This is a genomic window from Planctomonas sp. JC2975 (assembly GCF_012985205.1).
GTDB lineage: Bacteria > Actinomycetota > Actinomycetes > Actinomycetales > Microbacteriaceae > Humibacter.
On record NZ_JABEKS010000003.1, the window covers coordinates 234,452 to 260,275 of the forward strand.

Here is a 25,824-nt window from a genome sequence, read left to right on the forward strand (position 1 = left end):
CACCGACACCACCCGTCACCGACCGTATGCGGTCAGGAAGCGGTCGCGGAAGGCATCCATGCGCCACAGCGGCGACGCGCTGGTCGGCTGGATCCCGGACGACCAGTGCCACGCGGCGATCGAGCGGAACACCGCGGGATCCTTCGCGATGATGCTGATCGGCACCTCGTGGTTCGCGCCCTTGCCGCTGACGATCGTCGCCGGTTGGTGGTCACCGAGCTCGATGACCACCAGGTTGGGATCGTCGACGTTCTTCAGGAACGAGTACATCGACTGCAGCGTGTACTGCACCGACTTGCCGTAGAACTGCTGCACGGTCTTCGGGTTCTGCCACACCGTTCCGGAGGATTCGCTCTGCGCGGGCTGAGGAGCGTAGATCGACCCGTCGCCGATCTGCGACCACGGCACGATCTGCGGCAGAGGCGCCCACGGCGTGTGCGAGGAGACGAGGTCGATCTCCGCCATGACCGGCTTGTGAGGTCCGGTCAGCTCGTGATCGGCGAAGTACTTCCACGTGTACTGGTCGGGGATCCTGGCATATCCGAAGTGCGGACCCTCATAACCGACGTTCTGCGCGTTCAAGAGCGAGTCGTAGTGGTAGAACGACCTGCCGAACGACCACGGCTGCGCGTCGGACGGCACATCGCTCACGGTGCGCCAGCCTGCCTTGCGGAACGCGTCACTCAGCGTGAAGCGGTCGCTGCGGACCACCTTGCTGTAGATCGGCTGCTCGTCCACCCACAGACCGGTCTGCAGCGTGGAGTGGGCGAGCCAGCTGAGCCCGCCGAACGTGGGCGAGGTGAGCCACGCACTCTGCGCGGTGTAGCCCTCCGCTTTCAGTTGCGCATTGCCGTTCCGCAGCACCGCATCCACCCCTGGTGAGAAGTCCGTGCCCTGAACGGCGACCTGACCATAGCTCTCGACGAAGGCGAACACGACGTCCTTGCCGCGCAAAGCGGTGAGCAGATCGGATGCGGGTTCCCCTGCGAACGAATCATCCGCGATCTGTCGAGGCAGTCCCGCCTGAGCCGACAACGTGGTGGACACCTGAGACACGGCCGTGCCGATCGCGTCGACGGATGCCGCGGCCGCCGTCGGCTGACCCGCGACGAGCTGGGATCCCACGAGTGCGGCGACGATCCAGGCCGCGGTCACGGCGCTGATCACGGCGGTGCCCACTTTCAGGTGCCGCCGGATACCGGCACTCACCCGCAGCGCCGCCCAGGTGAGCGCGACGACCAGAGCCACGGCGAGCACGATCGCCAGCACGACGAGGGCCGTCGTCGCGGTGGTCCCGATCGAGTCGGAGACGACGCCGAGGGCGTCGTCGAGCTGCTGCCAGTCGGCCGGATCGAAGTGGATGTCGAGCACCTGCTCGTATCCGTAGTCGATGCCCGCGAGCGCGATCGCGACCACGACGACAGTGCCGAAGACGGCGGCGAGCACGATCCGCACCCACCGCCACGGCACCACCATCAGCACCAGCAGGATCACGAGCGACTCCACCGGCACGCGGACGAGCGCGAGCGCGGATCCGGTCGAGAGGATCCCCGGCACGAGGGGCGCAACGATGAGCAGTGCGATCGCGATGCCCAGCGCGATCGGGCTCCACCAGTGCCGGGCCGAGCGCGCGGTCCGTGCGGATGCCGTCGGTGCGGGGGCGGTCATGACATCCGCTCCGACAGCGCGTACCGCAGCAGCACGAGGTCCCCGATCTGCCTGGTCTCCGCCAGGCGTGCTCGACGCGACGGCGTGAACGGGAATCGCCCGGAGCCGACCGCGCGCGGCGCCCGTGCCTCTCCCACGAAGAAGGGCGCTATCACCAGCTGCAGCTCGTCGACGAGGTCAGCTGCGAGGAACTGCGTCAGCACGGTGCCGCCGCCCTCGACCATGAGGCGCCGCACATCGCGACAACTCCCGAGATCGTCCAGCAGCGCTTCCATGGTCACGTGTGCACCGAGCCCGACGACCGTCGCCCGATCGCCGAGCTGCTCGCTCAGGCGACGCTCCGCCGAGCCGGTGCAGTACACGATCCGCTGCGAGTCCCCAGCCGTGAAGAACGCGGCCTCCGCCGACAGCTCCCCGCTCGAGGTGACCGTCACCTTCGCCGGAGAGCACGCGAGCCCTTCGGCGACCCTGCGCTCGCGCCGCGCATCATCGCGGACGAGGAGGCGCGGATCGTCGCGTCGCACCGTCGACGCTCCGACCATGATCGCGTCGCTCGCCGCCCGCACCTCGTCGACGCGGTCCAGGTCGGCGGCGTTCGACATCCTGAGCCGGCGCGGTCCCGTGCCGTCCAGATACCCGTCGATGGACATCGCGCAGCTCAGCGTGACGTATGGACGCCCTGTCATGCTCTGCCTCCCTGCTCCAGCACTCGTGTTCCGTCGCCGTCGCCGTCGCCGTGGGCGGCGCGTCGCTGCGCACGGATGCCATCCCCTAGCAGCACCACAGCACCCGGCACCACTGCCAGCATCGTCAGCACACCGAACGCCGCCGACACCACCACCCCTGCGCCCGCGCCCAGCCCGATCAGGGCGAACGCCGATGCGCTGGCCGCCTCCCTGGGACCCCATCCGCCCACGTTGATGGGGATCGCGGATGCGCACAGCACCACGAGCGCGACCGCACCGAGACCAGCAGGCTCGGCGTCAACGCCCGCGGCGAGTCCGGCCACGATGAAGGTCGTCGCGTGCGCGGCGACGACCACAACGGAGGATGCCACGATGGCGACGAGGGTGACCGGACGCGTGATGAGGGGGCGGAGCATCCGCGCTTCCCGCGCGAGCGCCGCGCGGCCGCGTCGTGTCGCGGCCACCGCACCGATGGTGATGGCGACGAGCGCCGCCAGGGCAGCGCCCACCCACGACAGTGGTCCCAGTGCGGAGGAGAGCCCGAGCGGGACGAGCACGGCAAGCGTCACGCTGGTCTGCACGATCTGCCCTGCCACGCGTTCGGCGACGACGGATCGCGCGGCGACGGCGATGCGCTGCTCGCGGCGTCCTTGCGCGTAGGCGCGGTGCACGTCTCCGACGACTCCACCCGGGAGCACGGTGTTCAGGAAGATGGCGCGGTAGTACGACGCGAAGGCGTCTCGCCAGGACAGTGGCATGCCGAGGCGCGAGGCGACGACCCGCCACCGCCATGCTGCGGCAGCGGTGGCGACGGCAGTGAGTCCGAAGGCGATCGCGATCGTCGTGGGCGAGACCGAGGCGATCCCGTTCAGGAACGGCCCGACACCGACCGCGAGCACCGTGGCCCCGATGATCAGGACGGCCGCGAGAACGGTGAGCGCCACCCGCGCTCTGCCCATCCTGTGCATCAGGCCGGCCATGCGAGCACATCCTCGTGCGAGACGATCACCCTGAGGGATCCCGCGGCGACCGCCGCGCGGCGTCGACGGCGGTAGTCTTCCGCGACCCCGGTCAGGGCCGGACGCTGGTCGATCGCGGCGTCCACCCATCCGTCCAGCCACTGATGGATCAGCAGCGGGTCGTCCGGGCCGAGGCGCCACGGGGTTGGTGCCCTTCGGATGCGCCACCCGGACGCGGCGAAGAGCTCGGCCATCGCGGGAACCGCGTCGGGCCCCAGGAGCCGCAGGCCACCGGACACGCGCCGCTGATGGGCGTTGAACGCGTCGCGGATGACGGTGTCCACCGGATCAGCCGGGTACAGCCGCACCTCACCCGTCACGGTGAGGCTGAACAGCGCAGGGGCTCCCGCCGTGACGCACGCCGCCACGATCCGCTCGCCTTCGGACCAGGTGACGACATCGAGCACGGCGGATGCCGTCACCGCTGACGCGCCCTCGAGTTCCCACGGCGTCAGCTGGGCGAGCTCCTCGACGCTGAGCTCGGCCTCGACCGGTCGGCCGGCATCGTCGGCGACCGACCGGAGCTCGACGTGGGAGAGGATGCCTGCGTCGCCGTCGTGCAGCACCCACCGCTGCGGACCCGGCAGTCGCGGCGCGAGCCACCTGGTCATCGCCCCGGATCCGGAGCCGAGATCGTGGATCGTGAGGCCATCGTCGATCGTCGATCCGGCAGCGAGCAGCCGTGCCAACTCTCCCGCGAGCTCCGGTGAACGTGCTGCATCGTCCGCTGCGGCACGGAGTGCCAGCCACTGCGGCGAGACGACCGAGATCGAGGTCATGCCGACACCAGCGCTTCCTCGACCATGCGAGCCGTGTCCTGCCATCCCGGCAGCAGAGTGCGGGCATGCCTGGCTTCCGTGCGGAGTCGGTCACGGAGTCCCGGATCCGAGAGCCATGCGTCCAGGGCATCCGCCAGCGCCGCTGCGTCGTCGGGGAGCACGAGCATCGCCCCGCCCCCTCTGTTGCCGATCGCACGGGTCCGGCCCATGCCGAGCGTGTCCGGAATACCGCCGACCGCGGCGGCCATCACGGGGATCCCGTGCGCCTGCGCCTCGGCGAGCGCCATCCCCGAGCTCTCGAGTCGGGACGGCGCGACGAGCAGCGCCGTTCGACGGTAGACCGCATCGAGCTCGCCAGGTGCGAGCGTGCCGGGCATCCACACGCGTCCGCCGAACTCGGCAGCGCTCTCGGCGATGCGGGATGCGAACTCCGGAAACACGGTCATCGAACCGATCAGCGTGCAGGTCCAGCCGGGCTCCGACACGCGGGCGAGCGCGTCGAGCAGGAGGTCCTGACCCTTGTGCGGCGCGATGACGCCCACGCAGAGGAGTTCGCCACCGGGCTCCGCGGCGGTGGCGGGTGGACTGCGGTGCGCGCCGGGGACCGCGACCGTGATGCACTGGCGATCCGCGAGTCCGCGTTCCACGAGTTGGTCGGCCGTCCACCGGCTCGTCGTCACCACCCGTCGAGCGCCGGCCAGTGACCGGCGCTCGGCGTCTGCTGTCGCGTCCGATGCATCCGGGAACGCCGCCGCGACCATGTGCGCGAGGACGACGACGCGGATGCGCGTGCTCGCAGCCTCGAGTTCGGCCGCCGCCCAGTCCCCCACCAGTCCGTCCACGAGCGCGAGACCTCCGTCAGGCACGGTGTCCACGGCAGTCGGCGCCGAGGATCCCTCCGCGTGCGGTTCGGCAGCCCCCGGATCCGCGACCCGGACCACGTTCACGCTCCAGCCCCGCTCGCGCAGCCCCGTTCGGATCTCCCTGTCGTACACATTGCCGCCGCTGACCCGCGTCGGATCGTCGATCCCGTCCGGCACGAGGAACCACACGATCCGCCCGGGCATCAGAAGGCTCCGGTCGTCGCCGTCGCGGTGATTCGCGTCACGTCCGTGCGTGTCCCGCCCATCAGCGCATCTCTTCCATCACAGCGCCACCTCGTACGACGCCCATGCGACATGCGATTCGTGCAGGGTGACGACGATCCCGCTGAGCCGTGCAGACCCGAGCGCACCGTCCCGAGCCCGAGATGCGAGTCGATCGCCGATGACCTGGCAGAGGCGCTCCGTGGTGGTGTTCACGCCGAGCAGGTCCGGATCCTCGTCCAGGTTGCGGTACGAGTACGCGGCCACGATCTCGCGCAGTTCGGCGGTGGCGCGGCCGATGTCCACCACGATGCCGTCTGCATTCAGATCGGATGCGCGGAACGTCGCGTCCACGACGAACGTCGCGCCGTGCAGATTCTGCGCGGGCCCGAACACCTCGCCCTTCAGGCTGTGCGCGATCATCAGGTGATCGCGCACCGTGACGCTGAAGCTCATTCCGCACTCCAATCGATGGTGTGGCACATCTCGTCGGCGGTGCCGGCGGCCAAGGATGCGATCACCGACGGCAGCTCGCGCCATCCGGAGGCGCCGCCGAGGAGCGCGTCGAACGCCGGATCCTCCAGAAGTCGCAGTGCCAGGGCGAGGCGCTCGCGCGTCGTCCTGCGACCCCTCCTGCTCGGCGCGACGGCGCCCACCTGGCTGGACCGGATCGTCAGCCGACGCGAGTGGAAGTCGGCGCCCAGCTCGAGTGGGACTTCGCCGCTGCCGTACCAGCTCGCGACGACCACTTCGCCGTCCGTCGGCGCGAGGCGGAGCGCGAGTCCCAGACCGGCAGCGGAGCCGCTCGCCTCGATCACGACATCCGCATCCGCATCCACATCCACATCCGGCGGAGCGTCGTGCGGTGCGGCGAACCGCGCACCGAGCGCCTGGGCGATCTCTGCTTTGGCCGCATCGATGTCGACGAGTGTGACCGCAAGTCCGGGGATGCCACGCAGCAGCGCCGCCACGGAGCATCCGATCATGCCGGCTCCGACCACGACGACGCGGTCGCCGATCAGCGGCCGGGCGTCCCAGATCACGTTGACCGCGGTCTCGACGGCACCGGCGAGCACGGCCCGCCTGGCAGGTACCGCGTCGGGCACGGGAACGAGCGCATCGATGGACGCCACGAATCGCGACTGATGCGGATGCAGCGAGAACACCGTGCGTCCGCGCCACTGGGGCGGGCCGTCCTCGACGACTCCGACGTTGAGGTAGCCGTACTTGACGGGGAACGGGAAGTCGCCTTCCTGGAAGGGGGCGCGCATCCGCTCCTGCTCCGTCTGCGGCACGTCGCCGCGCGCGACGATCATCTCCGTGCCCCGGCTCACGCCGGTCCACATGGTGCGGACGGACGCCTCACCCGCTCCGGCCTGCCGTTGCGGCTCATGACGCAACTCGGCCATGCCAGGGCCGGTGGTCCAGAGCGCGATCGCGTGATCCGCCTCTTGCGGATGAACCGCGGAGCCCTCGGGCAGCGTGTTCCTCATCACGACCATGATGAACACACGAAAGGTCGCAGGGGAATGGTTCAGGTCACGCCGTGGGGGTGGGCGCTCGGCGGTTTCGCCGCGCTCTTCGTCGTGGGACTCCTCATGCCGCTGTCGCTCACGGGGTGGGCTCTCGGCGTGGCCTACCTGATCGTGTCGTCGCTGCTGGTCTCGCTCGGGCTCGGGCGCCGGAGCGCGACCCGCTTCGGGCCGGCGAACGTCGTGACGGCCACGCGGTCCATGCTGGTCGGAGTCGCGACCGCCATGGTCGTCGCGTCGTTCACGATGCCGCTTCCGACGGCGCTGTTCGTCACGATCGTCGCCGTCGCGCTCGCGCTCGACGCCGTCGACGGCTTCGTCGCGCGTCGCACAGGCACCACGAGCGAGCTCGGAGCCCGATTCGACATGGAGGTCGACGCGTTCCTGCTGCTGGTGCTGTGCGTCTACGACGCCCGATACGTCGGATGGTTGGTGCTCGCGATCGGCCTGATGCGCTACGCCTTCGTCGCGGTCGGATGGCTGCTGCCGTGGATGCGCGCGACCCTCCCGCCGCGCTACTGGCGCAAGGTGGTGACGGCCTTCTGCGGGATTGCACTCACGATCGTCGCCGCGCGCATCCTGCCGCCGCTCTTCGACGGCATCATCGCCGCAGCAGCACTCCTGCTGCTCATCGAGTCGTTCGGCAGGGATGTCGTGTGGCTGATCCGCGCGAACGTGTCAGCGCGCAGTGTCGATGAACCGCGGCGGGCGTTGCCTCGTGTCACGGGAAAGGGCCTCCGCACAGGGGGCGAGACAGAAAGCGAGTAAGCACATGGCCGGAACCAGCCAGCCGATGCGCTGGGTGATGCGCATCCTCAGCGCGATCATCCTCGTCATCGTGGGCGGCATACACCTCTTCCTCGTCTTCGACGGCGTCGGAGGTGTGCTGGGAGTGCTGTTCGTGCTCAACGCGATAGCCGCGTTCGTGCTGGCGATCACGATGCTCACCCTCCGCGGCAGGCTGCTGCAGTTGGCCACGGTGTTGAGCCTGCTGTTCCTCGTCGCAACGCTCGTCTCGCTCCTCCTCGCTCTCACGGTCGGCCTCTTCGGCATCCGCGAGGTGTGGACGTTCACGCTCGTGCCGCAGACCATCGTCATCGAGTCGATCGGGATCATCGTGCTCGCCATCGCGACGGGCGTCATGTTCCGCAGTGCCCCGGCGGTGGCGGCGTCGCGGTGAGCGCGCCGGCACGCCCGGAGCGTTGGGTCGCGGCAGCGATGGAACTCTGACCCAGGGCTCTAGACCGCGCGCAGCAGCTCGACCGAGCCGCGCACCTCTGCCTCGAAGTCCTCGCCCCAGTTGCACTCCAGCGACACGCTGCCGTCGTAGCCCGCTTGCTGCAGCATCGCGAGGAAATCCCGCCATGGCCAGTCGCCCGTTCCGAGGTAACGGCGACCGCTGTCGGCGATGTGAGCGTGGCCGATCCGCGATGCGTGCTGAAGGATGGCACCCAGCGGCTCGCCGTGCAGCATGATGTGGAACAGGTCGGCGACGATCGGCACGTCGTCGATCCCGTACGCGTCGAGGAACTCCGCGGCTTCGCCGATCGAGTTGATCAGGTTGGTCTCGCCCGTGTGCAGCGGCTCCAGCATGATGCGCAGACCGGATGCCGCCGCCGCGTCGCGCGCGATCCTCACGATCGTCGCGAGCTGGTCCCGTGCTGCCTCCCGGCCCACGCCGTCCGGCACCGTCCGGGATCGTCCGGATCCGAAGACGACCTTCGCTCCGGGCTCGGCGACCTCGCCGAGAATCGGGAAGACGGCCTCGAAGTAGGCTCGCGCGGCATCCGCTCGGCCGTCGGCACTGCCCTCGGTGCCGATCAGCTGCAGGGAGCCGGGCACGAGCACGGCGAACGACGGATGCCGCCGGCCGCGATAGGCGTCCGCGAGTCGCCACCGGGTGGCATCCGGCACCACGACGTTGTCCACGATGAACGGCTCGACGTAATCGACACCGGCCGCGAAGGCTGCGTCGAGGCGGGCTGCGTCGGTGATGACGCCGAAGGCGGAGAACGGCATGGGGTTCCTTTCCGAGGTGACGGACGGTGTGCGTGATCGCGAAGCATGGGAGTCGGCCCCGTGGCGACATCGGGCACGCTAGCACCTTGAATGAATCGATTCAGCTCGATTATGCGGCGTGGTCCGCCGGTCCGATCACGCGCTTTGGCCGCCGCGTGTCGACGCACGCCGGGTCAGACCCGCCGCAATGCCGATCACGACGAGTGCGAACACCGCAAGCGCCGCGCACACCAGGAACATGTTGTGGTATCCGCCGATCACCGCGGCGAGCGCGATGATCCCGCCGGAGATGATGGCGCCGATGCGGCGGATGTTCGTGAACAGTCCAGACGCGAGCCCCGGCCGCGGAATGATCTCCAGGAAGAACGTGAGGCCGACACCTGCGACGATCGCGAAGAACACGGCGTTGAGGAGCTGCGCAACCAGGAGCAGCACGGGACCGTTCACGACGGCCATGAGCACGTAGAACGCCGTGCCGACGACGCATCCGGCTGCGATCAGCGTGAGGCTGGAGAAGCGCCGCGAGAGACGCCCGATGATCATGAGCGCCGGGATCTCCGCGCCCGCCGCGACGGCGAGAGCGATTCCGGCCCAGAACACCGGCAGTTGCAGCGTGTTCACCACGAACAGTGCCATCACGGTCGTCACGACGTAGTTGGTGGCCTGCAGCGCGACGAACGCCACCGCTATGGCCACAACGGCGACGATCGGATACGCGACCTCGTCTCTCGAGGCGTCGACCGTCTTGCGGACGGCATGCTCGGGCGACCGCTGGCGCATCCGCAGCATGACCGTCGTCGCCAGACCGACGAGCGACACCGCGGCGATCGCGACGAGCACGGATCGGTCGCCGAACCATCCCACCAGCAGCGTCGCGATCGGTGGGCCGGCCACCCACGCGAACGACACGACGGCACGCGTGTTGATGACGGTCCGCGGCGACGCCCCGCTCGCGCGCAGGTGCGCGAACAGCAGCGAGGATCCGACGCTTGCCGGGCCGCCCAGCAGCACGAGCGCGACCATGGCAACGGGCAGCAGGCTGGAGAATCCGAGCACTGCGGTCAGCGGCAGGGTGGCGATCCCGCACCAGATGATCGCGGTGAGGTAGCTGCCCCTTCTGTCGGCGATCATCGGGATCACCAGCGAGCAGACGAATCCACTCACGTTGTACAGCGCGAGGGCCAGGCCGATCTGCGCATCCGTCGCCCCGAACGGGCCCGCCAGCACGAGCGCCAACGCCGGATTGAAGAACGCGAACTGCAGACCCCACGTCAGCGCAGCCGTCGGAACCAGCAGAGTGCCGGACCGGCGACGAGCCGGCTGAGTGAGTGGCTGGCTGTCGTCGGTCACGTGCGTCATCCGCTCCATTCTGAAGCACCGCCCGGCATCGGATCGACGCGTGCCGAGCTGCGGCCCGCGTGACAACATGCCGACCTCAGCGACGGATGCGCGAGGTATCGCGGCGAGCCGCCCGAGCACGCGGCGGCACAGCTGCCCCACCTGTGGAAACGTTCAGAATGTGCGGCGATCCTCCGGCGCTAGCTTTTCCCCGTGCCCGATGCGAGTGTCCCGTCTCCCCTTGTTCTGCAGGATGCCGCCCCTGCGTTGCTGCCTGGTCGATCCGCGGCGTCGCTGCGCAAACGGCTGGTCGGCCTGACGGTGGCGGCGCTGTACCTGAGCATGGGAGCCCTCCTCGCCTGCGCATTCATTCCGTGGCAGCCCCCGGTGCTCTGGGCGCTCGTCGGATGGGTCGTTCCGCTGGGCGCGATCGCAATCATCGTGGGACAGTCGCGCGCGATCGGGGCGCGCACAAGACTCGAACGCGAGGCCGGATACACCACGACCGGAGACGACTGGAACCTGCCGCAACTCGATCCCCGCACCGGATCTGTGCTGCGCCCGAGCGCCGTCATCGCGGGAAGCACCGATCCCGTCGGTTCTTCCAACGACAAGCCCAAACCGCCTGTCAACCGCGGAGCCGTCACCGCTGTCTACGTCTACACGACGCTGGTGTCCTTGGGCCTGGTGGCCCTTTCGTTCTTCGTCGGGTCCATGGCGGGAGATGCCTTCGAGGTCGCTCCCGGTAATCCCGGTATGCGTATCTACCTCATAGCGATCAGTCTCGTCGGTCCCTTCTTGCTCTACCTTCTCTATGTGCCGCAGTTCAGGCTGCGGCATGCGCTTCGGCGCCTGCACGAAGTGGATGACTCGCCGCTCTTGTTCGTGAGTTCGATGACGCCGTCGATGATCACGTTCTTCGGCCGTCGGGGGCAGACCGTCACCGCGCGCACACTGATGGGGACTGCGGTCGGCCCGGACGGCATCCGCTTCTATTCGCTCCCGGACGGTGCGCGGCTCGCCGCGATCTCATGGTCGCAGGTGGACGAGATTCGCGGACGGCGTGTCACACAGAGCCGCTCGACGGCATGGCAGACGCTGTCGACGATGCGGAACTCGAACGGCCTCCGTGAAGTCCTCGACTGGCGCGGTGCCCAGGTGGCGGCGTTCGCCTCCGGTCGGGAGAGCATGGGACGGTGGATCGCCGAACGGATGATCGCGCTGCGGCCCTAGGATCCGCTCGGACCGGACACACCATGAGGGGCCCGTACCTGAGCGCGGGCCCCTCGTGCGATCCGACGGTGCGGATCCGATCCTCGCGGACCGTTCGCCGCTACCCGACCACCTTTCCACTCCACGTGCCGATCGCCTCGACGTAGCCTGCGGCATCCGTCGCCGTCACCGTCACCGTGTGCGACCCCTTGCCGAGAGTGAGCGGACCGGAGACGGCAACAGACGCGCCTCCGTCGATGCTCGCGGACAGCAGGGCTGCCGTGTCACCAGTGGTCGACACGGCCAACGAGACCGAGCCGCCCTTGTAGAAGCCGGCCCCGTTGACGGGTGCGCCCGGCGTCGCGAAGCGCACGGTCGTCACCGGGGTTCCGGCCGCCGGGTAGTCGACGATGTATGCCGTCGATCCCGTCGCCGAGGTCGCAGAGACCGTGTTGCCCGTGCCGTTGACGCCGTGCGTGATGCCGCCGCCTCCGCTGAGGAACTGCGTCACCACGTGGTGGAACGCCACGTTCGGGTTCACCGGAGTCTGGATCGCGGATGCCGCGAACACGTTCTGATCCACGCCGCCGGCTTCGCGGGTCGGGTCGAAGAACGAGTAGATGCCGAGTCCGTAGGCGTGATGGCTGGTGACCGAATCGGAGACCTGGTACGACGCGTATCCGTCGCGCGTGCCATCCATCCAGTCGGCCTGGGTGGGCGGGTCGTACGGCAGCTCGCTCTGGTAGAAGATCGTGGTGCCGCCATTGCCGTTCCACACGGTCTGCGCCTGCTGGTAGTGCTCGACGAACAGCCCGTTGGCCTCGACGTCATCGCCGTTGACCACGAGGCCGTGTTGACCGGTGTTCTGCGTCCAGCCCACGTCGCTGCCGTGGTCGGCGCGCCACGACCAGATGTCGTCGAGCAGCACGTTGCTGCTGTTCACGACGATCGCGGTGTTCACGCTGCCCTGACGGGCCCCGCCGATCCGCACGAAGACGTCGCTCAGTGTGGTCGGGTCGGCCGGGTCACTGACGTGTGCTCCCGACGGCCCGACCTGCACGAGCACGTCGCTCTTCACGGCGCCCGCATCGATCGTCAGCCCGGAGATCTTCACGCCCTTGACGTCTCCGACCTCGATTGCTGCGTTGCCGCGCGTCGGCGTCAGCGTCGCCTCGCCCTGGCCGAGGATCACCGTGTCCGCTCGCTTCACCCGCAACGCCTGGTCGAGCGTGTAGACGCCCGGCGTCACGATGAGGTTCTTCCCGGATGCAAGCTGCGCGTTGATCGTCGACGCCGAGTCCCCGGGGTGCGCGATGTAGAAGGCACTCATCGGCAGCGACGTGCCGTCAGTGGAATCCGTCGACCAGCTCACTCCTGACGCATTCCGCTTGGCGTTCGGCACGAACACCTTGTACCGGCCGCCGTCAACGTAGAGGAACGGTGCCTCGCGGCTCAGCGGCGTCGAGTCCAGCGTCGTGTACGGCGGGCTCGGATACGTGGCATCGGCAGGAGCCCCCGTCACGCCGGAGAACACCTGGTTCCAGACGCCGTTCGACCACGATCCGACGGAGCTGTTCTCCGTGTACCACTGCTGTTGGGATCCGTTGGTCACCAGCCCGTCGATGTTCGAGTCGGCGAGGAAGCCGCCGCTCGCGTAGGCGCCGAAGCGTCCCATCAGCGTGAGGTTGCCTGCGATGTCCACACGGCGAAGCGGTGCCGCCTGCGACACGGACCAGCGCATGGTGTTCGGATCGGTGATGCCCTCCGGGAACTGGCGGGTGGCGTCCTCGCCGAGCGGTTCCTGGATCGGGTTGACCTTCACGTTGCTCAAGCTTCGCCAGAAGTTGTCCAGCGACCCGGGACTCTGCCCCTCCCATGGAGCGGACGGATTCGACTGCACGGGCTCCACGTGAAGAGCGCCGTTGATGGTCACGTCGTCCGGCGAGCCGCCGAGGCCGGCCACGGATTCGTAGAATCCGACGTTCGCGTTCACGATGCCGGTCGCCGCATTCGGGCCGGAGTTGGTGGTGTCCGTGCCGCATCCGTACGTGCCGGGCAGGAAGTACACCTGGTGCCGGTTCGAGGAGAACTCCTCCTCGTTCGACACGGCCGCGAGCTTGGCGTTGATCTGATCCGTCGTCATGCTCGGGTCGAGGATGACCACGTTCGGACCGAAGTCGGGGGCGGCCGGGGCCACGTACGAGGCATCGGGCTGGCATCCTGCAGTCGGATCGCCTGCCGGTGTCGCAGCGGATGCCGGCGCGGCGGACAACAGGCCGATTCCGGTCAGCGCGAGAGCCGAGGACGCGAGGATGCTCACCCCCTTGAACGCGCGACGCGATGGCACGGTGCGACTCATGCTGGTTCTCCTTTGAACATTCGCCGACGTCAGCAGAAGCTGTTACTGACTTGTCAGTAACAGTGGCACGGAGTCGCGGTGCGCGCCACTCTTGTGCGCGACCCTTGCGCGCGACCGACGGCGGATCCCCCGAGGCCGCAGCCGTCGGGGGATCCGGTTCTGCGCAGCGCTCGCTGTCAGCCCTCCCGCGGCGCGCCGAAGAACGCCCGGATGTCGTCCGCCAGAAGCGCAGGACGCTCCAGCGCCGCGAAGTGGCCGCCCTCCTCCACACGACTCCAGTGCACGATGTTGTCGTTGTCGCGCTCGGCGAACACCCGGATCGTCTGGAAGTCGTCCTTGAAGACCGCGACGCCGGTGCGAGCGTGGTTGATCTGCGGTTCCGTCTGGGCCTGCGCATTGTCGAAGTAGCTGCGGCTCATGCCGCTCGCGGCGTTGGCGAACCAGTTCACGCTGACCTCGAGCAGGATCTTCTCCAGCGGTACGAGAGACGTGCCGTTGCCGAAGCTGTTGAACAGCTCGCTGTAGGCGAGGAGGCCGATCGGGGAATCGCTGAGCCCGACCGAGACGGTCTGCGGACGTGAGGCGTTCATCGTGTTGTATCCACCGACGGACTGGAACCACTGCATGTGCTCGAGGCCGGCGTAGTCGGCCGGTTCGAGCCGCTCGAACTCCGAGGGGTCACCGGAGGGGAACGAGAACAGCTGCAGCACGTGCAGGCCGAGGAATCCGTCGGGGCTCAGGAGTCCCAGCTCCCTGGCGACCATGGCACCGTTGTCCGACCCGTGGATGCCGTAGCTGTCGTATCCGAGTCCGCGCATGAGTGCGTCGTACACCTTCGCGACCCTGGCCGTCGTCCAGCCGCCCTCGACGACCGGCTGCGAGAAGCCGTAGCCGGGCGCATCGGGGATGACGACGTCGAAGGCATCCTCGGCTCGGCCGCCGTGCGCCTCCGGGTCGACGAGCAGGTCGATCAGGTCGAGGTAGTCGACGGACGATCCCGGATACGTGTGCGCCAGCAGCAGCGGCGTCGCGCCCTGGTGAGCTGAGCGCACGTGAATGAAGTGGATGTCCTGGCCGTCGACCTCCGCGACGAAGTGCGGGAAGGCGTTGATCCGAGCCTCCGCCGCCCGCCAGTCGAACGCACGCCACACCTCGGTCGCCTCCCGGAGATACGAGTTCGGGGTTCCGGCGCTCCAGTCGTCGGCTGGTGCCGGCTGCGGAAGTCGGGTGCGGGCGAGGCGCTCCTGCAGATCGGTGAGCTCCGCATCGCTGACGGAGACGGTGAAGGGACGGATCTCGAGACGTGTCGTGGTGGTCATGTCTTCAACGTTACGAACGTATTAGGTTGATTTCGTTCCTAATAATCACGCCTCTGAAAGGTGGCCATGTCCAGTCCCTCCGCCCGCCTTCTCGCGCTTCTCTCGCTTCTGCAGACCGGCTCGGCGCGAACGGGCACCGAGCTGGCCGCGCGCCTGGGGGTCAGTGGACGGACGGTGCGCACAGACATCGAGCGCCTGCGCGAACTCGGGTACCCCGTTGATGCCACCCGTGGCCCTGTCGGCGGGTACCGGCTCGGAGCCGGCGGGCGTCTGCCCCCGCTGCTGCTGGACGACGAAGAGGCGGTCGCCGTCACCGTCGGACTGCAGGTCGCGGCGGGAGTGACGGGGATCGCGGAGGCCGGCGCCCGTGCCCGCGCCAAGATCGAGCAGGTGCTGCCGACTCGACTGCGGCCGATGGTCCAGGCGCTCGGTTCCACCATCGACCGGGGCCAGGAGAACATCGACACCGATGCGCCGGATCCCGAAGTCGACGCGGCCGTCCTCGGAGCCGTCGCGGCGGCGATCCGCGATGTCGAGTGGCTGCGATTCGACTATCAGGAGACCGCTCGGCTGGTCGAGCCGTACCGTCTGCTCAGCTGGCAGCGGCGCTGGCATCTCGTTGCGCGCGATCCGGAGCTCGGCGAATGGGCGACGTATCGGGTGGACTGGATGTCGCTGCGGATGCCCACCCGGCGCCGGTTCGAACCGCACCCGCTCCCCGGCGGCGACTACACAGCGTTCGCGATGCGCACGATCGCCGCCAGCGGATGGGCCGTGCACGCTCGCCTCCGGATCGCTGCCGCCGCCGAGTCCGTGCTCGACCGCATCAATCCGACGGTCGGCGTGGTCGAACCGATCGACGAGGAGACGTGCGTGCTCGTGACGGGAGCCGACAGCCTGGACACGGTCGCCGCGTATATCGGCATGCTGATGATGGACTTCACGGTGGAGTCCCCCGCCGAGCTCGTGCCCAGGCTGCGGCTGCTCTCCGAGCGCTACGCCCGCGCGGTCGCGGGATCCGTCGACGCGAACGGATCCTGAAGAAGGCCGGTCGCCCGCTGAACCGACGGAGTGCCGTCAGCAACGACCGCGGCCCGGACCGTCGCGATCGCGGTCAGTCGAACCAGTCGTCGTCGACGCTCGCCGACCATTCTCGGAACGCCGTCAGCGTCTCGATGCGGCGAGGGATGTTGTGGGCGACGGCATCCAGGAGAGTGGAGTAGTCCCCCGATGCGGTGGGCGACTCGAGGATGATCGACAGCCGTCCGGGGGATTCGAACTCGATGTCCGTCGCGATCCGGGCGAGCTCGTCCGCATCGCCGGCCTGCGGATGCTCCGCGGGCGTTCTGGAGACGTCCTGCAGGCGCAGGAACAGCGCCCGCCGATCGTCAGCGCTCAGCCTTCGGAACGCCGCCACGTGAGCCTCGAGGATCTGCTCGCGCGAGCCTGTGGTGAGCAGGTACCCGTAGAGGTCGGTCCTGCGGTCGTTGGTCGAGGTCATCGGTACGTCCTTCGCCTGGTCTGTCGGGCGCGTTCTGCACCCGCATGACCAGTCTTCGCGCTCGCCGGCAGATCCGCAGGCGTAGGAGGTCAGACCAGTCGAAGTACACGGGACGAGGCCCAGGGAGTCCCTGGTCTCGTCCCGTGCCGGGCCGGGCGAGCCCGAAACCCTCAGGCGACTACGCGCGACGCTTGCGTGCGAGGCGGCGAGTGGCGAGCGCCCCGACACCGAGGAGCAGCAGGGCGGCGCTGCCGAGCAGCATCGGCAGCGGATCGGATCCCGTCGACGCGAGGGATCCGGACGCATCCGCCGATCCCGCACCGCCGGCGGCCGGATCCTCGACCGTCAGGGGCGCCGACGCGAGGACGGTGTTCGGATCCGCGGCATCGGCGATCGTGATGGTGTGCGCGCCGGGCGCCGTGTCCGCAGGGATCGTCCCGGTGAGGCTGAGGGATCCGTCGGTTCCCGCGGACCCGCTGGCGAGCTCGACGGGCGTCGAGTGCAGCGTCACCGTGTACGTCGTCCCTGCGGCGAGCCCGCTCGCGGTGACGGTGATCGGGTCACCCGGCTTCACCGAGGACGAGCCGATGTTCAGTGCGACGCCGCTGCCGGAGCCGCCCGGCGTGGTGCCCAGGTCGACGGAAAGCGTGCCCGCCCAGAGCGAGTGGCCGAAGCGGTTGCCGTCATCCGTCCACAGCACCTGGCGCTGTCCGTCGACCGCAGTGGACGCCGGTGCGACGGCGAAGCCCTCGAGGTTGTAGTTCGGCAGGCCGGCCGGGCGGGCGTAGGTGTGCTCGACGCCGAAGTGGCCGTCGCTGCCGATGCCCAGGAAAGTGGTCGCGTTGCCGCACGTGTTGTCGCAGTGCGCCCAGATTCCGCCGAGGTCGGCGTCGAACGAGTCGTCCATCACTCCGACGAGCCCGCTGTCGATGTCGGCGACGCGCGTGTAGGAGTGGTCGGTGTTCAGCACGTAGGCGTGCAGGTGGCCGGTCTTCTCGATGGCGCCGAAGAAGAGTCCCGCTGCAGCCTTGTGCGGGTAGTCGGCCGGGTTGTAGAGCGTGCCGGCGTCCGTGCGGAAGCCCTGTGCGGTGAGGTAGCTGTCCGGAACGAACGCGACGCCCTCGAAGCCCAGGTTGGAGTCGGCGGAGTCGGTCGGGGCATAACCCAGGTCATCCGTCAGCACCCACTGGTCCGTCGCGGAGATCGTGGTCGCCGAGGTGGTGGGGTCGAAGCGAAGGATCGAGTCCAGCGGCACGCTCGACGCGTTGTTGTCGCGCTCGGTCGTAATGTACAGCGCACCGTCGGGGCCGACCGTGATGCCCTCGGAGTCGGGTGCGCCGGATCCGTTCGGGAAGCGGATGTCCTTGCCATCCGCCCAGCCGTTCGCGGTGTCCTTCACCCAGGTGCCGTTCTCGTTCAGCAGACGCCACACGTGGCTCTTGTTCTTCACGGCGTACAGCACGTTCGCATTGGACGGATCGAAGGCGAGGCCGCTGAGGTCCTGTCCGGATTCGCTGGTCACCCACGAGCACTGGGCGTCGATCGTTGCGGGGGTGGCGCTGCCCGGCCAGGTCGTGGCATCCGCCGGGACCGTACCGGGGTCGTCGCCGGAGTTCTCGGTCTGGCACGGCGCCTCTGGCGCGGTGCCGCTGGTCAGCGGCGGCACGCCTGTGGCGCAGGCGGCGGCGTTCGAGGCGCCGAAGCTCGCGGCCGTCACCTCGAGGTAGGTGCTTCCGCCGTCGGGGCAGCGGGCCAGCGACTTGTACGCGTGATCCGTGTTGACCGTCTCGTCGACGCCGGCCTGGCCGGCCGTCCACTCGACCGAGTCGACGAGCGTGCCATCCGGCGTGTAGATCTTGACGGCGTCGCCACCGCTGGACAGGCCCTTGGTGGACTGGAACACGCCGTAGCCGCCTGCGGGGATCGTCGTCGAGAGCACGCCGTTCACATACAGACCGCCGGAGAAGTCCGTCGCGGCGCTGGCCGCGCCGCTGTCGATCTGCTTCCAGCCGGCGAGGCTCACGTCGTGCGTGCCCTTGTTGTACAGCTCGACGCCGTCGGAGAGTGTGGGCAGCGGGGCGAAGCCGATGCTGTCGTTGTCGGAGGTCACCTCGTTGATGACGATGTCGGCCCAGTTCGGATCCGTCGCCGGAGGAGTGTCTCCCCCGCCGCCGCTGATCGGAGTGCGCACGGACGACGCGTCCGCGATGCCGAGGCTCGACGTGCCGGGAGAGCCGATGGATCCTGTCACGCTGGTCCAGCTCTCCTGCTCGTCACCGACGGTGGAGAACGTCCAGCCCGTGGTGTCCGCCTTCGCGCCGACGTGCGCGGCGTCGACCCACGCGGACTGGCCCTTGCCGCCCGAAAGGAATCCGGAGGCGTACGAGACGGAGTCGACGGTGTTGCCATCCGTATCGAAGAGGTACATCGTCTTCGGGCCCTTGTTCAGCGTGGTGCTGCCGTCGTTCACCACCTTGACCGAGTCCTTGAGGCCCCAGTCGGCGCGGAACTCGGTGGGAGTGACATCCGTGATGATCGCTGACTCTCCGGCGGACAGCGTGCCGAGCCCGGACAGCGAGACGGTGCCGGGCGCGGCGGCCGTGCCGTACGACCATCCGCTCACATCGACGGCGGATGCGCCGACGTTCGTGACCTCGACGTACTCGCCGTCACCCCCTACGCTCGACCCGCTGATCAGCCCGCCGTAGGCGAACTCCGTGATCGCGACGCTCGGGGCGGCCGGACTCGCGGATGCTGTTGCCGGAACGGCCACGAGGCCGGCGACAGCGAGAACCAGGGCAGACGCGGTGACGACCGCGGGACGGGTAGCAGCAAGACGCACGGGCTACACCGTCCTGGAGGCCGTGGAACGGGAGGTGAACGTCGGGTAGCCGAAGGGGCAATTATGAGGGGTGCTCGTTTAGCGGGCGCCCCGTTCAGCCCACCGACAACCGCTGTGCGCTCGACCGGCCCACCCGCAGCACCGGACGCCGTCAGGCGTTGTGCTTGGCGACGACCTCCGCGCGCGACGGATCCTCGCTGGCGAAGACGCCGCCGTTGGCGACGCTGTCCGCGGTGATCTCCTGGAAGACGATGCGGACATCCTGGCGGCGCGCGCCGAGGATCTCGACGGCGCTCGCCGTGACGGCCTCGGCGAACTCCCGTCGCTGGTCGATCGTGCGGCCCTTCAGCAGCTCGACGGTGATGTTCGGCATGGCTTCCTTGCGGGAGAGGGGCTGATGAGACGGTACCCGGCGTCGATCACTCGTCGATCGGAGCGGAGACGGAGGCACTCGAGCCGCCCATCCCCGGCGGGGACTCCACCATAGCAACGCGGTGGGCTCGACCTTGCGGGGCTCTGGTCGACGCGCCCGGGTCGACGATCCGACGCATGAGTCTGGCGGCGCCGTCGCTGTCGCCGGCGGCTATCGCGTCGGCGACAGCGGAATGGAGTTCGACGCCGCTCGAGGCGACGCTCCACCGGAGATGGTCGTCAGGGACGCGCTCGCGAAGCGCCTCGTCGACGACACCGGCGAGCCTCGCCAGCATCGCGTTGCCCGCGAGCCTGAGGACCGTGCCGTGGAATCGACGGTCTGCCTCGAAGAATCCGTCCCGATCGCGAGCCGCCGTCGCCCCGGCCAGCGCCTGCGCCGTCGCCCGGAGTTCGGCGGTCTCTCTTGGCGTTGAATGCGCGGCAGCACGTGCGGCCGCCTCGAGCTCGACGACGAGCCGGAGGCCGAGGAGGTCGGCGAGCTGCGCTTCGCGGTCCGGCGACTCCAGACGCCACCGGATCACCTGCGGATCCAGCAGATCCCATTCATCCCTGGGGCGTACGCGGAGCCCGACCCGACGTCCAGCAGTGAGCATCCCGAGCGAGACCAGCACCCTGGTCGCCTCGCGGACCACGGATCGTGACGCCCCGGTACGTTCGACGATGCGATCGACGGTGTCGTCACTGCCCGGCGGCACGTCACCGCCCACGATCGCAAGGCCGAGACCGTCCAGCACACGCCGGAATGCCGCACCGTCGGAGACCGCCACCGTCACGCCTGCGAGAGAGGCGAGATCACCAGTTCGTCGAAGCGGACATGCGCTGGCGCGTCGAGAACGAACTGCACAGACCTCGCCACGTCGGCGGGCGCGAGCATGCGCTGCCGGGCTTCGACGTCGGGCACGTTCGGCCGATGATTCAAGAAGTCCGTGGCGACATCGCCCGGGCAGAGGTGGCAGGCCCGCACGCCGGCACCGGCCTCCTGTGCATTGAGAGTGCGCGCGAGTTCTGCCAGCCCCTTCTTGCTCGCGCTGTAGGCGACGCCTGCGATCGGGTTGAACGCCCACGCCGAATAGGAGGAGATGACGACGACGACACCGGCCCGTTCGCGAAGCTGCGGTAGTGCTGCGTCGATGACCGCGGCCGGCCCGACCAAATTGGTCTGCAGAATCTCCTCGAACTCGGGCATGTTCTGATCCGACCAGTGCCGACGCGGACTGTTCAGGCCGGCGGCGAGCACGAGTCCGTCGACGCGTCCGAAGCAGTCGAGAACGAGATCGCGCGCGCGGGCGATGGCCGAACGGTCCCGCACGTCGAGCGGCGCCACCAGCGCTTCGCCGCCGGCCGCACGGATTTCGGCCGAAACCTCCTCGAGGGCTTCGAGCCGACGTCCGCTCAACGCGACACGCCAGCCGGCGGCCGCCGCGAGGCGCGCAGAAGCCGAACCGATTCCGGATCCCGCGCCGGTGATCCAGACGACCTTCTCCGAATTGCGCCGGCTCATCGCGTCCTTTCCCTTGGTGATAGGGTCTCGCCAATAGTATGACTATTGGAGGCGTCAATGCTGCTCGATCTGTCAGACAAGGTGGTCGTCGTCTCGGGTGGTGGACGCGGTATCGGACGCACGATCGTCGACCGCTTCGTCAGCGAGAAGGCGAAGGTGGTCGCGATCGACATCGCCTACCCCGATGAGCTCGCGCCCGGCGTCGTTCAGCTCACCGCAGACATCACGGATCCCTCCGCCGTCAAAGCGGCCATCGATCGCGTGCTCGAACTCCATGGGCGCGTCGACGTGCTGATCAACAACGCAGGCATCCTGATCGAGGGCCCCATCGAGACCTTCGATCCAGCGCATTGGAAGGCCACCTTCGACGTCAACGTGCTGGGAACCTTCTTGTTGAGTCAGGCGGTCATCCCCTCCATGAAGGCTGTCGGCGCTGGACGCATCATCAACGCTGCATCCTTCGCTGCCATCGTGCCGAGCATCGGTTCGGCAGCGTATGCCGCGTCGAAAGCCGCCGTCGTCCAATTCACGAGAGTCCTGGCCGGCGAGCTCGGCCCGTGGAACATCACGGTGAACTGCTACGCGCCGGGAATGATCCCCACCGCGATGAACGGATTCGCCGACATGCCGGAAGGTGCGCAGGCACGACTGTTGGACACCCTCTCGTTGCGGCGCTGGGAGCGGGCGGACGACGTGGCAGATCTGCTCTGCTTCCTCGCGAGCGATGCCGCCGGATACATCACAGGGGCGCTGCACGACGTCAGCGGAGGCAAGCTGGCGACGCAGATCCCGAGCCGGGCGTACGAGGGACTGTCGGACTGACCAGAGCGTGACGACCCGACGAACGTCGAAGAAGCGCTGCAACGATCACCAACGGGCCGCAGGGCGTGACATCCAACTCGAGGCGCTCAGGAGCGGCCAAGGGCTGAAGAGGACGCCCTGATGCGATAAGCGCGACTCGCCGCCAATGCCTGCCATGCACGTGCCTGTGGCGCTCGTTCGTCAGCGCATCTGCTTCACATCGTCGGACGAGTGCACGGCAACGCTCGACTTCGGGTGAAGGCCGGGTCGACGTGCTCCGTTGCGAAGGCGGCGGGCGGCTTTGCTCACACGTTGACGCGATAGCGCAGATGCACTCGCCCGCCAGGCCCTGGCTCGCACTCCATCAGTTCGAGCTCGTGTCGCTGGGCGACGCCTGCCAGGAGAGGCTCGCCTGCACCCACCACCACGGGGTGCACGATCAGGACCAGTTCGTCGATCAGTCCTTCGTCGAGCAGCCTGCGTACCAAAGTGGCGCCTCCGACCACGTAGCCGACTCCTCCTGGTCGCTCTTTGAACTCCCGCAGCTCGTCGATGTCTCTCACGATTGCGGCGTTCGGCGGCCAGTCGATGCTCTCGAGTGAGGTCGAGACCACCAGGTGCGGAGTCTCGGCAATGAGCCGAGCGGTCTCGATCTCTCGCGGATACGGAGTACGGCCGAGCATCTCGGCAACCTCGGGCGCGTCGGAGTCGATGGCGCTCCAGTACAGTCCGTAGCCGGGATGCATGCGGCCGCCCTGGATGAGCGTGTCAACGGGGCCGACGAGTTGGATGGCGTCCGACCAGGAGTCGACCCAGTCCGCGAGGCCGTCCTGCACGCTGAAGCCATCGAGTGTGACCTGCATCGCCGTGACGAAACGGCGCGATTCTGATGAGTTCATTACTTCCTCCGAATGATGATCCTGTGGAGCCCGCCTGGTTCCCGAGTGCCGGAATCCGAGTTTGACGATGTGAGCTGCGCGAACCGTTCTGAACCGTTCGCTCGAGAAGACGCGCCTCCGCGCACGCGTGCACCTTCGTCCGGTCCACGCCGATAGCGACCACGTGAGTGCTCAATAGCCGATGGTGAAGCGGCGCTGTATGTACCTCGGTATTTCCGCCTCATCGAGAACAGCGACCGCCAGGTCCTCGGCTGAAATGCGGCTGCGCCCCTCGGCATCCGTTACAGGCTGGTCACCGCCGGACCGGTACCGGCCGGTGCGCTCACCCGGCGCAGTCTCGATGGCGGGACTGAGATAGGTCCACAGCCGGTTCGAGGTACGGAAGACGTTGAGCGCATCGCCATGACCGCGCATCGCCGCAGCGTAGTCCGGCGGCAAGCCGAAACTGTCGATCGCGGCATGGAGCAGTTCATCCGAGTCTTGAAACACCAGACCCGGTTCCATCTCGAGACTCGCCGCGCCGCCGACCACGATGAGACGGATGCGAGGAAAGTCGCACAAGGCGATGGTCAGCGCGTGCGCCACGCGAACGTAGATGCCCGGGTCCGCGATGCCGAGCGCGACGGCCCGCTCCGGATCCGCGGCTGTGTTGCCCGGCCCGAATGCGCTGACCAGAAGGTCGAGGCCGGCAATGACCGCGCGAAGGTTCTCGCTGTCGGTGACGTCAACCTCCTTCCACTCGACGTTGTCCCGACCGTCGTGGATGGCCGAGGCGTCGCGGCTGTACGCAGTGACCCGATGTCCCCGGTCGACGGCCTCCGTGACGACGCGGCTGCCGATCATGCCCGTGCCGCCGATGACTCCGATATGCATGAGTTGCCCCGTTCTGGATTACCCGAGAGAACCGGTCGTATGGCTGACCCGGTGAGGTTACGCCGTGCACAAACTATACGGTGTACAGATTCTATATAGCAAGCACCAATGTCTTAGACTTGTGTCGTGACAGCCACAGCGTCCCCGGATCGGCGCGCGCGTCTACGCGCGGCGACGACGGCCGAGATCAAGCAGGTTGCGCTCGCGCTGATGTCCGTCGGTGGACCGGATGCCATAACGCTGAGGGCGATCGCACGCGAGATGGGCATGACCCCGAACGCTATCTACGGTTATTTCGCCACCCGCGACGACCTCGCGACCGAGCTGATCCGGGACGTTTCCACCGATCTGGCCGACGTGCTGGATGCCAGCTGGGCGCGCACGAAGCGCTCGTCACCCGCCGGACGGATCCGGGCGTGGGCGAACGCTTTCCGGGCGTGGTCGCTCGAGAACCGCGAGGGATTTCGACTTGTGTTCGGAGATCCGATCCCCGGGTACAAGGCGCCGGAAGGAGGACCCGCGCCCGATGCGATCCGACGCATCTGCCTTGGCCTCACGGGGCTGGCCGCCCTCGCCTGGCCCTATGCCGCACCTGGCGCCGACACCGGCACTTTTCGGTGGTCCGATTTCGATCCGCTACTTTGCGATGAGGTTCGCACCGCTTTCCCCGAGCTGCCCCCGGCCGCGCTCGCGCTCGCTCTGCGCATCCGCTCCCGTCTCCATGGGCTCGTCACTCTGGAGGTGTACGGCCACCTGCAAGGGGTCACTCCCGCGCCCGAGAAGCTGTTCGACGCCGATGTCGCAGATCTCCTGAACACCCTGCGACTGGGACCTCAGGACTCTTGACCGCTGGCTGACGGCGGATAAGAACCGGATGCGCACACATGTACTGCGCCGTCGCCGTGACGACCAAGGTCTTGCCGTGGTGAATCCCCGGGGGTGCGTTGGCCGAACCAAGAAGTGGTCTCAGGACGTGCGGCGTACCGGCACATGGACCGGCGCACGACGTGCCGACTAGAGGTTCGCCGCAGTGCGCACAAGGTCAGCGACGGCTTTGGACCTGCATTGCGGTGGCCAGGCGATGACGGTCGTGACCGCCGGTGCGTCCGGCACGGAAACGACAGCATGATCATCGCCCAGCTGAGCCCCGAGCGATTCGGGCAGGAGCGCACATGCCCTGCCCAGCGTGATCAGTTGGATCAGCTGCGTATGGTCGCGGACGCGCGGGCCGGGACCGTCGACATAGCTCCCATCCGCTCGGGGCCAACGCGGCAGGGGCGGGTCGGTCATTGCGTCGACCTCGGCCGCTGACATCTCCGAGCGATGAGCGAGCGGATGCCCTACAGGCAAGACGACGATCTGCCGTTCGGTGTGCAACTCCTCGGTGTCGAACCCGGTCGTCGCGTCGTACGGTCGCTGGAGCAGTGCGACGTCCGCACGTCCGTTGCGCAGCAGGCTCTCCGCTTCGCTCGGCCCGCACAGTACGACCTCGACTTCGACGGCGTCCGGGCGGGCTGCATAGGCATCCAGCAACCGGGACACCAGCTCCTTCGACGCTCCTGCCTTGCTCGCCAGCACCACACCGGGGCGGCCAGTGGCCGCGCGTCGGGTGCGGCGCTCAGCGGCTTCCACCGCTTCGAGCGCGAACCGCGCCTCGTGCAGGAGCACCGAACCTGCCTCGGTCAATGCGACCGAGCGGGCGGTGCGGTGCAGCAGGACGACTCCGAGCCGTCGTTCGAGCTGCTGGATGGCGCGCGAGAGCGGTGGTTGCGCGATCGAGAGCCGTTGCGCGGCGCGCCCGAAGTGCAACTCCTCGGCGACGGCGACGAAGTATCGCATCTCCCTTGTCTCCACCGGCTCAGGATATTCGGCGCTGACCAGGACCGATACCCGTGCGGTATCACCCATCACCCGATCGGTGTTGGACCGTGCAGCTGCAGGAACTGCAGGATCAAGGCC

The 25,824-nt window shown here is 68.3% G+C and carries 25 protein-coding genes; 6 read left to right on the forward strand and 19 right to left on the reverse strand.

The genetic code is table 11. From position 1 onward, the window contains the following. Positions 1–15 precede the first annotated feature (15 nt). The 7 genes from HII28_RS17180 to HII28_RS17210 form a co-directional block, all read right to left on the reverse strand. On the reverse strand, positions 16–1,668 hold the full coding sequence (locus HII28_RS17180; protein WP_170027065.1) for a sulfatase: 1,653 nt from the start codon (positions 1,666–1,668) through the stop codon (positions 16–18). Continuing rightward, entirely contained in the window at positions 1,665–2,354 is a 690-nt protein-coding gene (locus HII28_RS17185; RefSeq protein WP_170027066.1) for a dihydrofolate reductase family protein, read from the reverse strand. Before HII28_RS17185 ends, HII28_RS17180 begins: the two co-directional genes overlap by 4 nt. Further along, entirely contained in the window at positions 2,351–3,334 is a 984-nt protein-coding gene (locus tag HII28_RS17190) for a lysylphosphatidylglycerol synthase transmembrane domain-containing protein (protein ID WP_170027067.1), read from the reverse strand. Before HII28_RS17190 ends, HII28_RS17185 begins: the two co-directional genes overlap by 4 nt. Continuing rightward, positions 3,322–4,152: an SAM-dependent methyltransferase gene (locus HII28_RS17195; RefSeq protein WP_170027068.1), complete on the reverse strand. Its 831-nt coding sequence runs from the start codon at positions 4,150–4,152 to the stop codon at positions 3,322–3,324. The genes HII28_RS17190 and HII28_RS17195 overlap by 13 nt, the downstream gene beginning before the upstream one ends. After that, a complete protein-coding gene (locus HII28_RS17200) occupies positions 4,149–5,219 on the reverse strand; it encodes a glycosyltransferase family 4 protein (protein WP_170027069.1) in 1,071 nt (356 codons plus the stop codon). Before HII28_RS17200 ends, HII28_RS17195 begins: the two co-directional genes overlap by 4 nt. A gap of 78 nt (positions 5,220–5,297) precedes the next feature. Beyond that, positions 5,298–5,693, reverse strand: coding sequence for a 6-carboxytetrahydropterin synthase (locus HII28_RS17205; RefSeq protein WP_170027070.1), 396 nt, complete (start codon positions 5,691–5,693; stop codon positions 5,298–5,300). Continuing rightward, positions 5,690–6,730, reverse strand: a complete 1,041-nt coding sequence (locus HII28_RS17210; RefSeq protein WP_170027071.1) for a zinc-binding alcohol dehydrogenase — start codon at positions 6,728–6,730, stop codon at positions 5,690–5,692. Before HII28_RS17210 ends, HII28_RS17205 begins: the two co-directional genes overlap by 4 nt. A gap of 36 nt (positions 6,731–6,766) precedes the next feature. Here HII28_RS17210 and HII28_RS17215 point away from each other — a divergent pair, with 36 nt between their 5' ends. Both HII28_RS17215 and HII28_RS17220 read left to right on the forward strand, forming a co-directional pair. Further along, positions 6,767–7,537, forward strand: coding sequence for a CDP-alcohol phosphatidyltransferase family protein (locus HII28_RS17215; protein ID WP_170027072.1), 771 nt, complete (start codon positions 6,767–6,769; stop codon positions 7,535–7,537). A 4-nt stretch (positions 7,538–7,541) separates the two neighbouring features. Then, positions 7,542–7,949, forward strand: coding sequence for a hypothetical protein (locus tag HII28_RS17220; RefSeq protein WP_170027073.1), 408 nt, complete (start codon positions 7,542–7,544; stop codon positions 7,947–7,949). A 59-nt stretch (positions 7,950–8,008) separates the two neighbouring features. On the opposite strand, the gene HII28_RS17225 is transcribed toward HII28_RS17220, so the two are convergent. Beyond that, on the reverse strand, positions 8,009–8,788 hold the full coding sequence (locus HII28_RS17225; protein ID WP_170027074.1) for a sugar phosphate isomerase/epimerase family protein: 780 nt from the start codon (positions 8,786–8,788) through the stop codon (positions 8,009–8,011). A gap of 135 nt (positions 8,789–8,923) precedes the next feature. Continuing rightward, complete coding sequence (locus tag HII28_RS17230) at positions 8,924–10,147, reverse strand: MFS transporter (RefSeq protein ID WP_170027075.1); 1,224 nt, start codon at positions 10,145–10,147, stop codon at positions 8,924–8,926. A gap of 192 nt (positions 10,148–10,339) precedes the next feature. Here HII28_RS17230 and HII28_RS17235 point away from each other — a divergent pair, with 192 nt between their 5' ends. Next, a complete protein-coding gene (locus HII28_RS17235; protein WP_170027076.1) occupies positions 10,340–11,359 on the forward strand; it encodes a hypothetical protein in 1,020 nt (339 codons plus the stop codon). A 100-nt stretch (positions 11,360–11,459) separates the two neighbouring features. On the opposite strand, the gene HII28_RS17240 is transcribed toward HII28_RS17235, so the two are convergent. Together HII28_RS17240 and HII28_RS17245 are read right to left on the reverse strand one after the other, a co-directional pair. Further along, positions 11,460–13,697 carry an adenylyl cyclase gene (locus HII28_RS17240; RefSeq protein WP_205865032.1) on the reverse strand — a complete coding sequence of 746 codons (2,238 nt, stop codon included), beginning with the start codon at positions 13,695–13,697 and terminating at the stop codon, positions 11,460–11,462. A 176-nt stretch (positions 13,698–13,873) separates the two neighbouring features. After that, entirely contained in the window at positions 13,874–15,016 is a 1,143-nt protein-coding gene (locus HII28_RS17245; RefSeq protein WP_170027077.1) for an epoxide hydrolase family protein, read from the reverse strand. A 66-nt stretch (positions 15,017–15,082) separates the two neighbouring features. Between HII28_RS17245 and HII28_RS17250 the strand changes: the two genes are divergently transcribed. Next, positions 15,083–16,057, forward strand: coding sequence for a WYL domain-containing protein (locus HII28_RS17250; protein WP_170027078.1), 975 nt, complete (start codon positions 15,083–15,085; stop codon positions 16,055–16,057). Between the two features lie 73 nt (positions 16,058–16,130). Here HII28_RS17250 and HII28_RS17255 read toward each other — a convergent pair whose 3' ends face one another. The 5 genes from HII28_RS17255 to HII28_RS17275 all read right to left on the reverse strand — a co-directional run bounded on the left by HII28_RS17255 (position 16,131) and on the right by HII28_RS17275 (position 21,292). Further along, a complete protein-coding gene (locus tag HII28_RS17255; protein ID WP_170027079.1) occupies positions 16,131–16,517 on the reverse strand; it encodes a hypothetical protein in 387 nt (128 codons plus the stop codon). Between the two features lie 178 nt (positions 16,518–16,695). Next, complete coding sequence (locus tag HII28_RS17260; protein ID WP_346769389.1) at positions 16,696–19,359, reverse strand: lamin tail domain-containing protein; 2,664 nt, start codon at positions 19,357–19,359, stop codon at positions 16,696–16,698. Positions 19,360–19,510: 151 nt separating this feature from the next. Beyond that, positions 19,511–19,732 (reverse strand): tautomerase family protein, encoded by a 222-nt coding sequence (locus HII28_RS17265; protein ID WP_170027080.1) that lies wholly within the window; start codon positions 19,730–19,732, stop codon positions 19,511–19,513. 46 nt (positions 19,733–19,778) lie between these two features. Then, positions 19,779–20,558 carry an FCD domain-containing protein gene (locus tag HII28_RS17270; RefSeq protein WP_170027081.1) on the reverse strand — a complete coding sequence of 260 codons (780 nt, stop codon included), beginning with the start codon at positions 20,556–20,558 and terminating at the stop codon, positions 19,779–19,781. Positions 20,559–20,560: 2 nt separating this feature from the next. Next, positions 20,561–21,292, reverse strand: coding sequence for an SDR family NAD(P)-dependent oxidoreductase (locus HII28_RS17275; protein ID WP_170027082.1), 732 nt, complete (start codon positions 21,290–21,292; stop codon positions 20,561–20,563). Positions 21,293–21,349: 57 nt separating this feature from the next. Here HII28_RS17275 and HII28_RS17280 point away from each other — a divergent pair, with 57 nt between their 5' ends. After that, the gene (locus HII28_RS17280; RefSeq protein ID WP_170027083.1) at positions 21,350–22,114 is read left to right on the forward strand and encodes an SDR family NAD(P)-dependent oxidoreductase; all 765 of its coding nucleotides are present in this window, start codon (positions 21,350–21,352) and stop codon (positions 22,112–22,114) included. Between the two features lie 284 nt (positions 22,115–22,398). Here the strand turns inward: HII28_RS17280 and HII28_RS17285 are convergent, their stop codons facing one another. Together HII28_RS17285 and HII28_RS17290 are read right to left on the reverse strand one after the other, a co-directional pair. Next, positions 22,399–22,992, reverse strand: coding sequence for a dihydrofolate reductase family protein (locus tag HII28_RS17285; protein ID WP_170027084.1), 594 nt, complete (start codon positions 22,990–22,992; stop codon positions 22,399–22,401). A 171-nt stretch (positions 22,993–23,163) separates the two neighbouring features. Further along, on the reverse strand, positions 23,164–23,865 hold the full coding sequence (locus tag HII28_RS17290; protein WP_170027085.1) for an NAD(P)H-binding protein: 702 nt from the start codon (positions 23,863–23,865) through the stop codon (positions 23,164–23,166). A gap of 126 nt (positions 23,866–23,991) precedes the next feature. Between HII28_RS17290 and HII28_RS17295 the strand changes: the two genes are divergently transcribed. Beyond that, positions 23,992–24,711, forward strand: coding sequence for a TetR/AcrR family transcriptional regulator (locus HII28_RS17295; RefSeq protein WP_205865033.1), 720 nt, complete (start codon positions 23,992–23,994; stop codon positions 24,709–24,711). 168 nt (positions 24,712–24,879) lie between these two features. On the opposite strand, the gene HII28_RS17300 is transcribed toward HII28_RS17295, so the two are convergent. Then, the gene (locus HII28_RS17300) at positions 24,880–25,719 is read right to left on the reverse strand and encodes a LysR family transcriptional regulator (protein ID WP_346769390.1); all 840 of its coding nucleotides are present in this window, start codon (positions 25,717–25,719) and stop codon (positions 24,880–24,882) included. Positions 25,720–25,824: the final 105 nt, after the last annotated feature.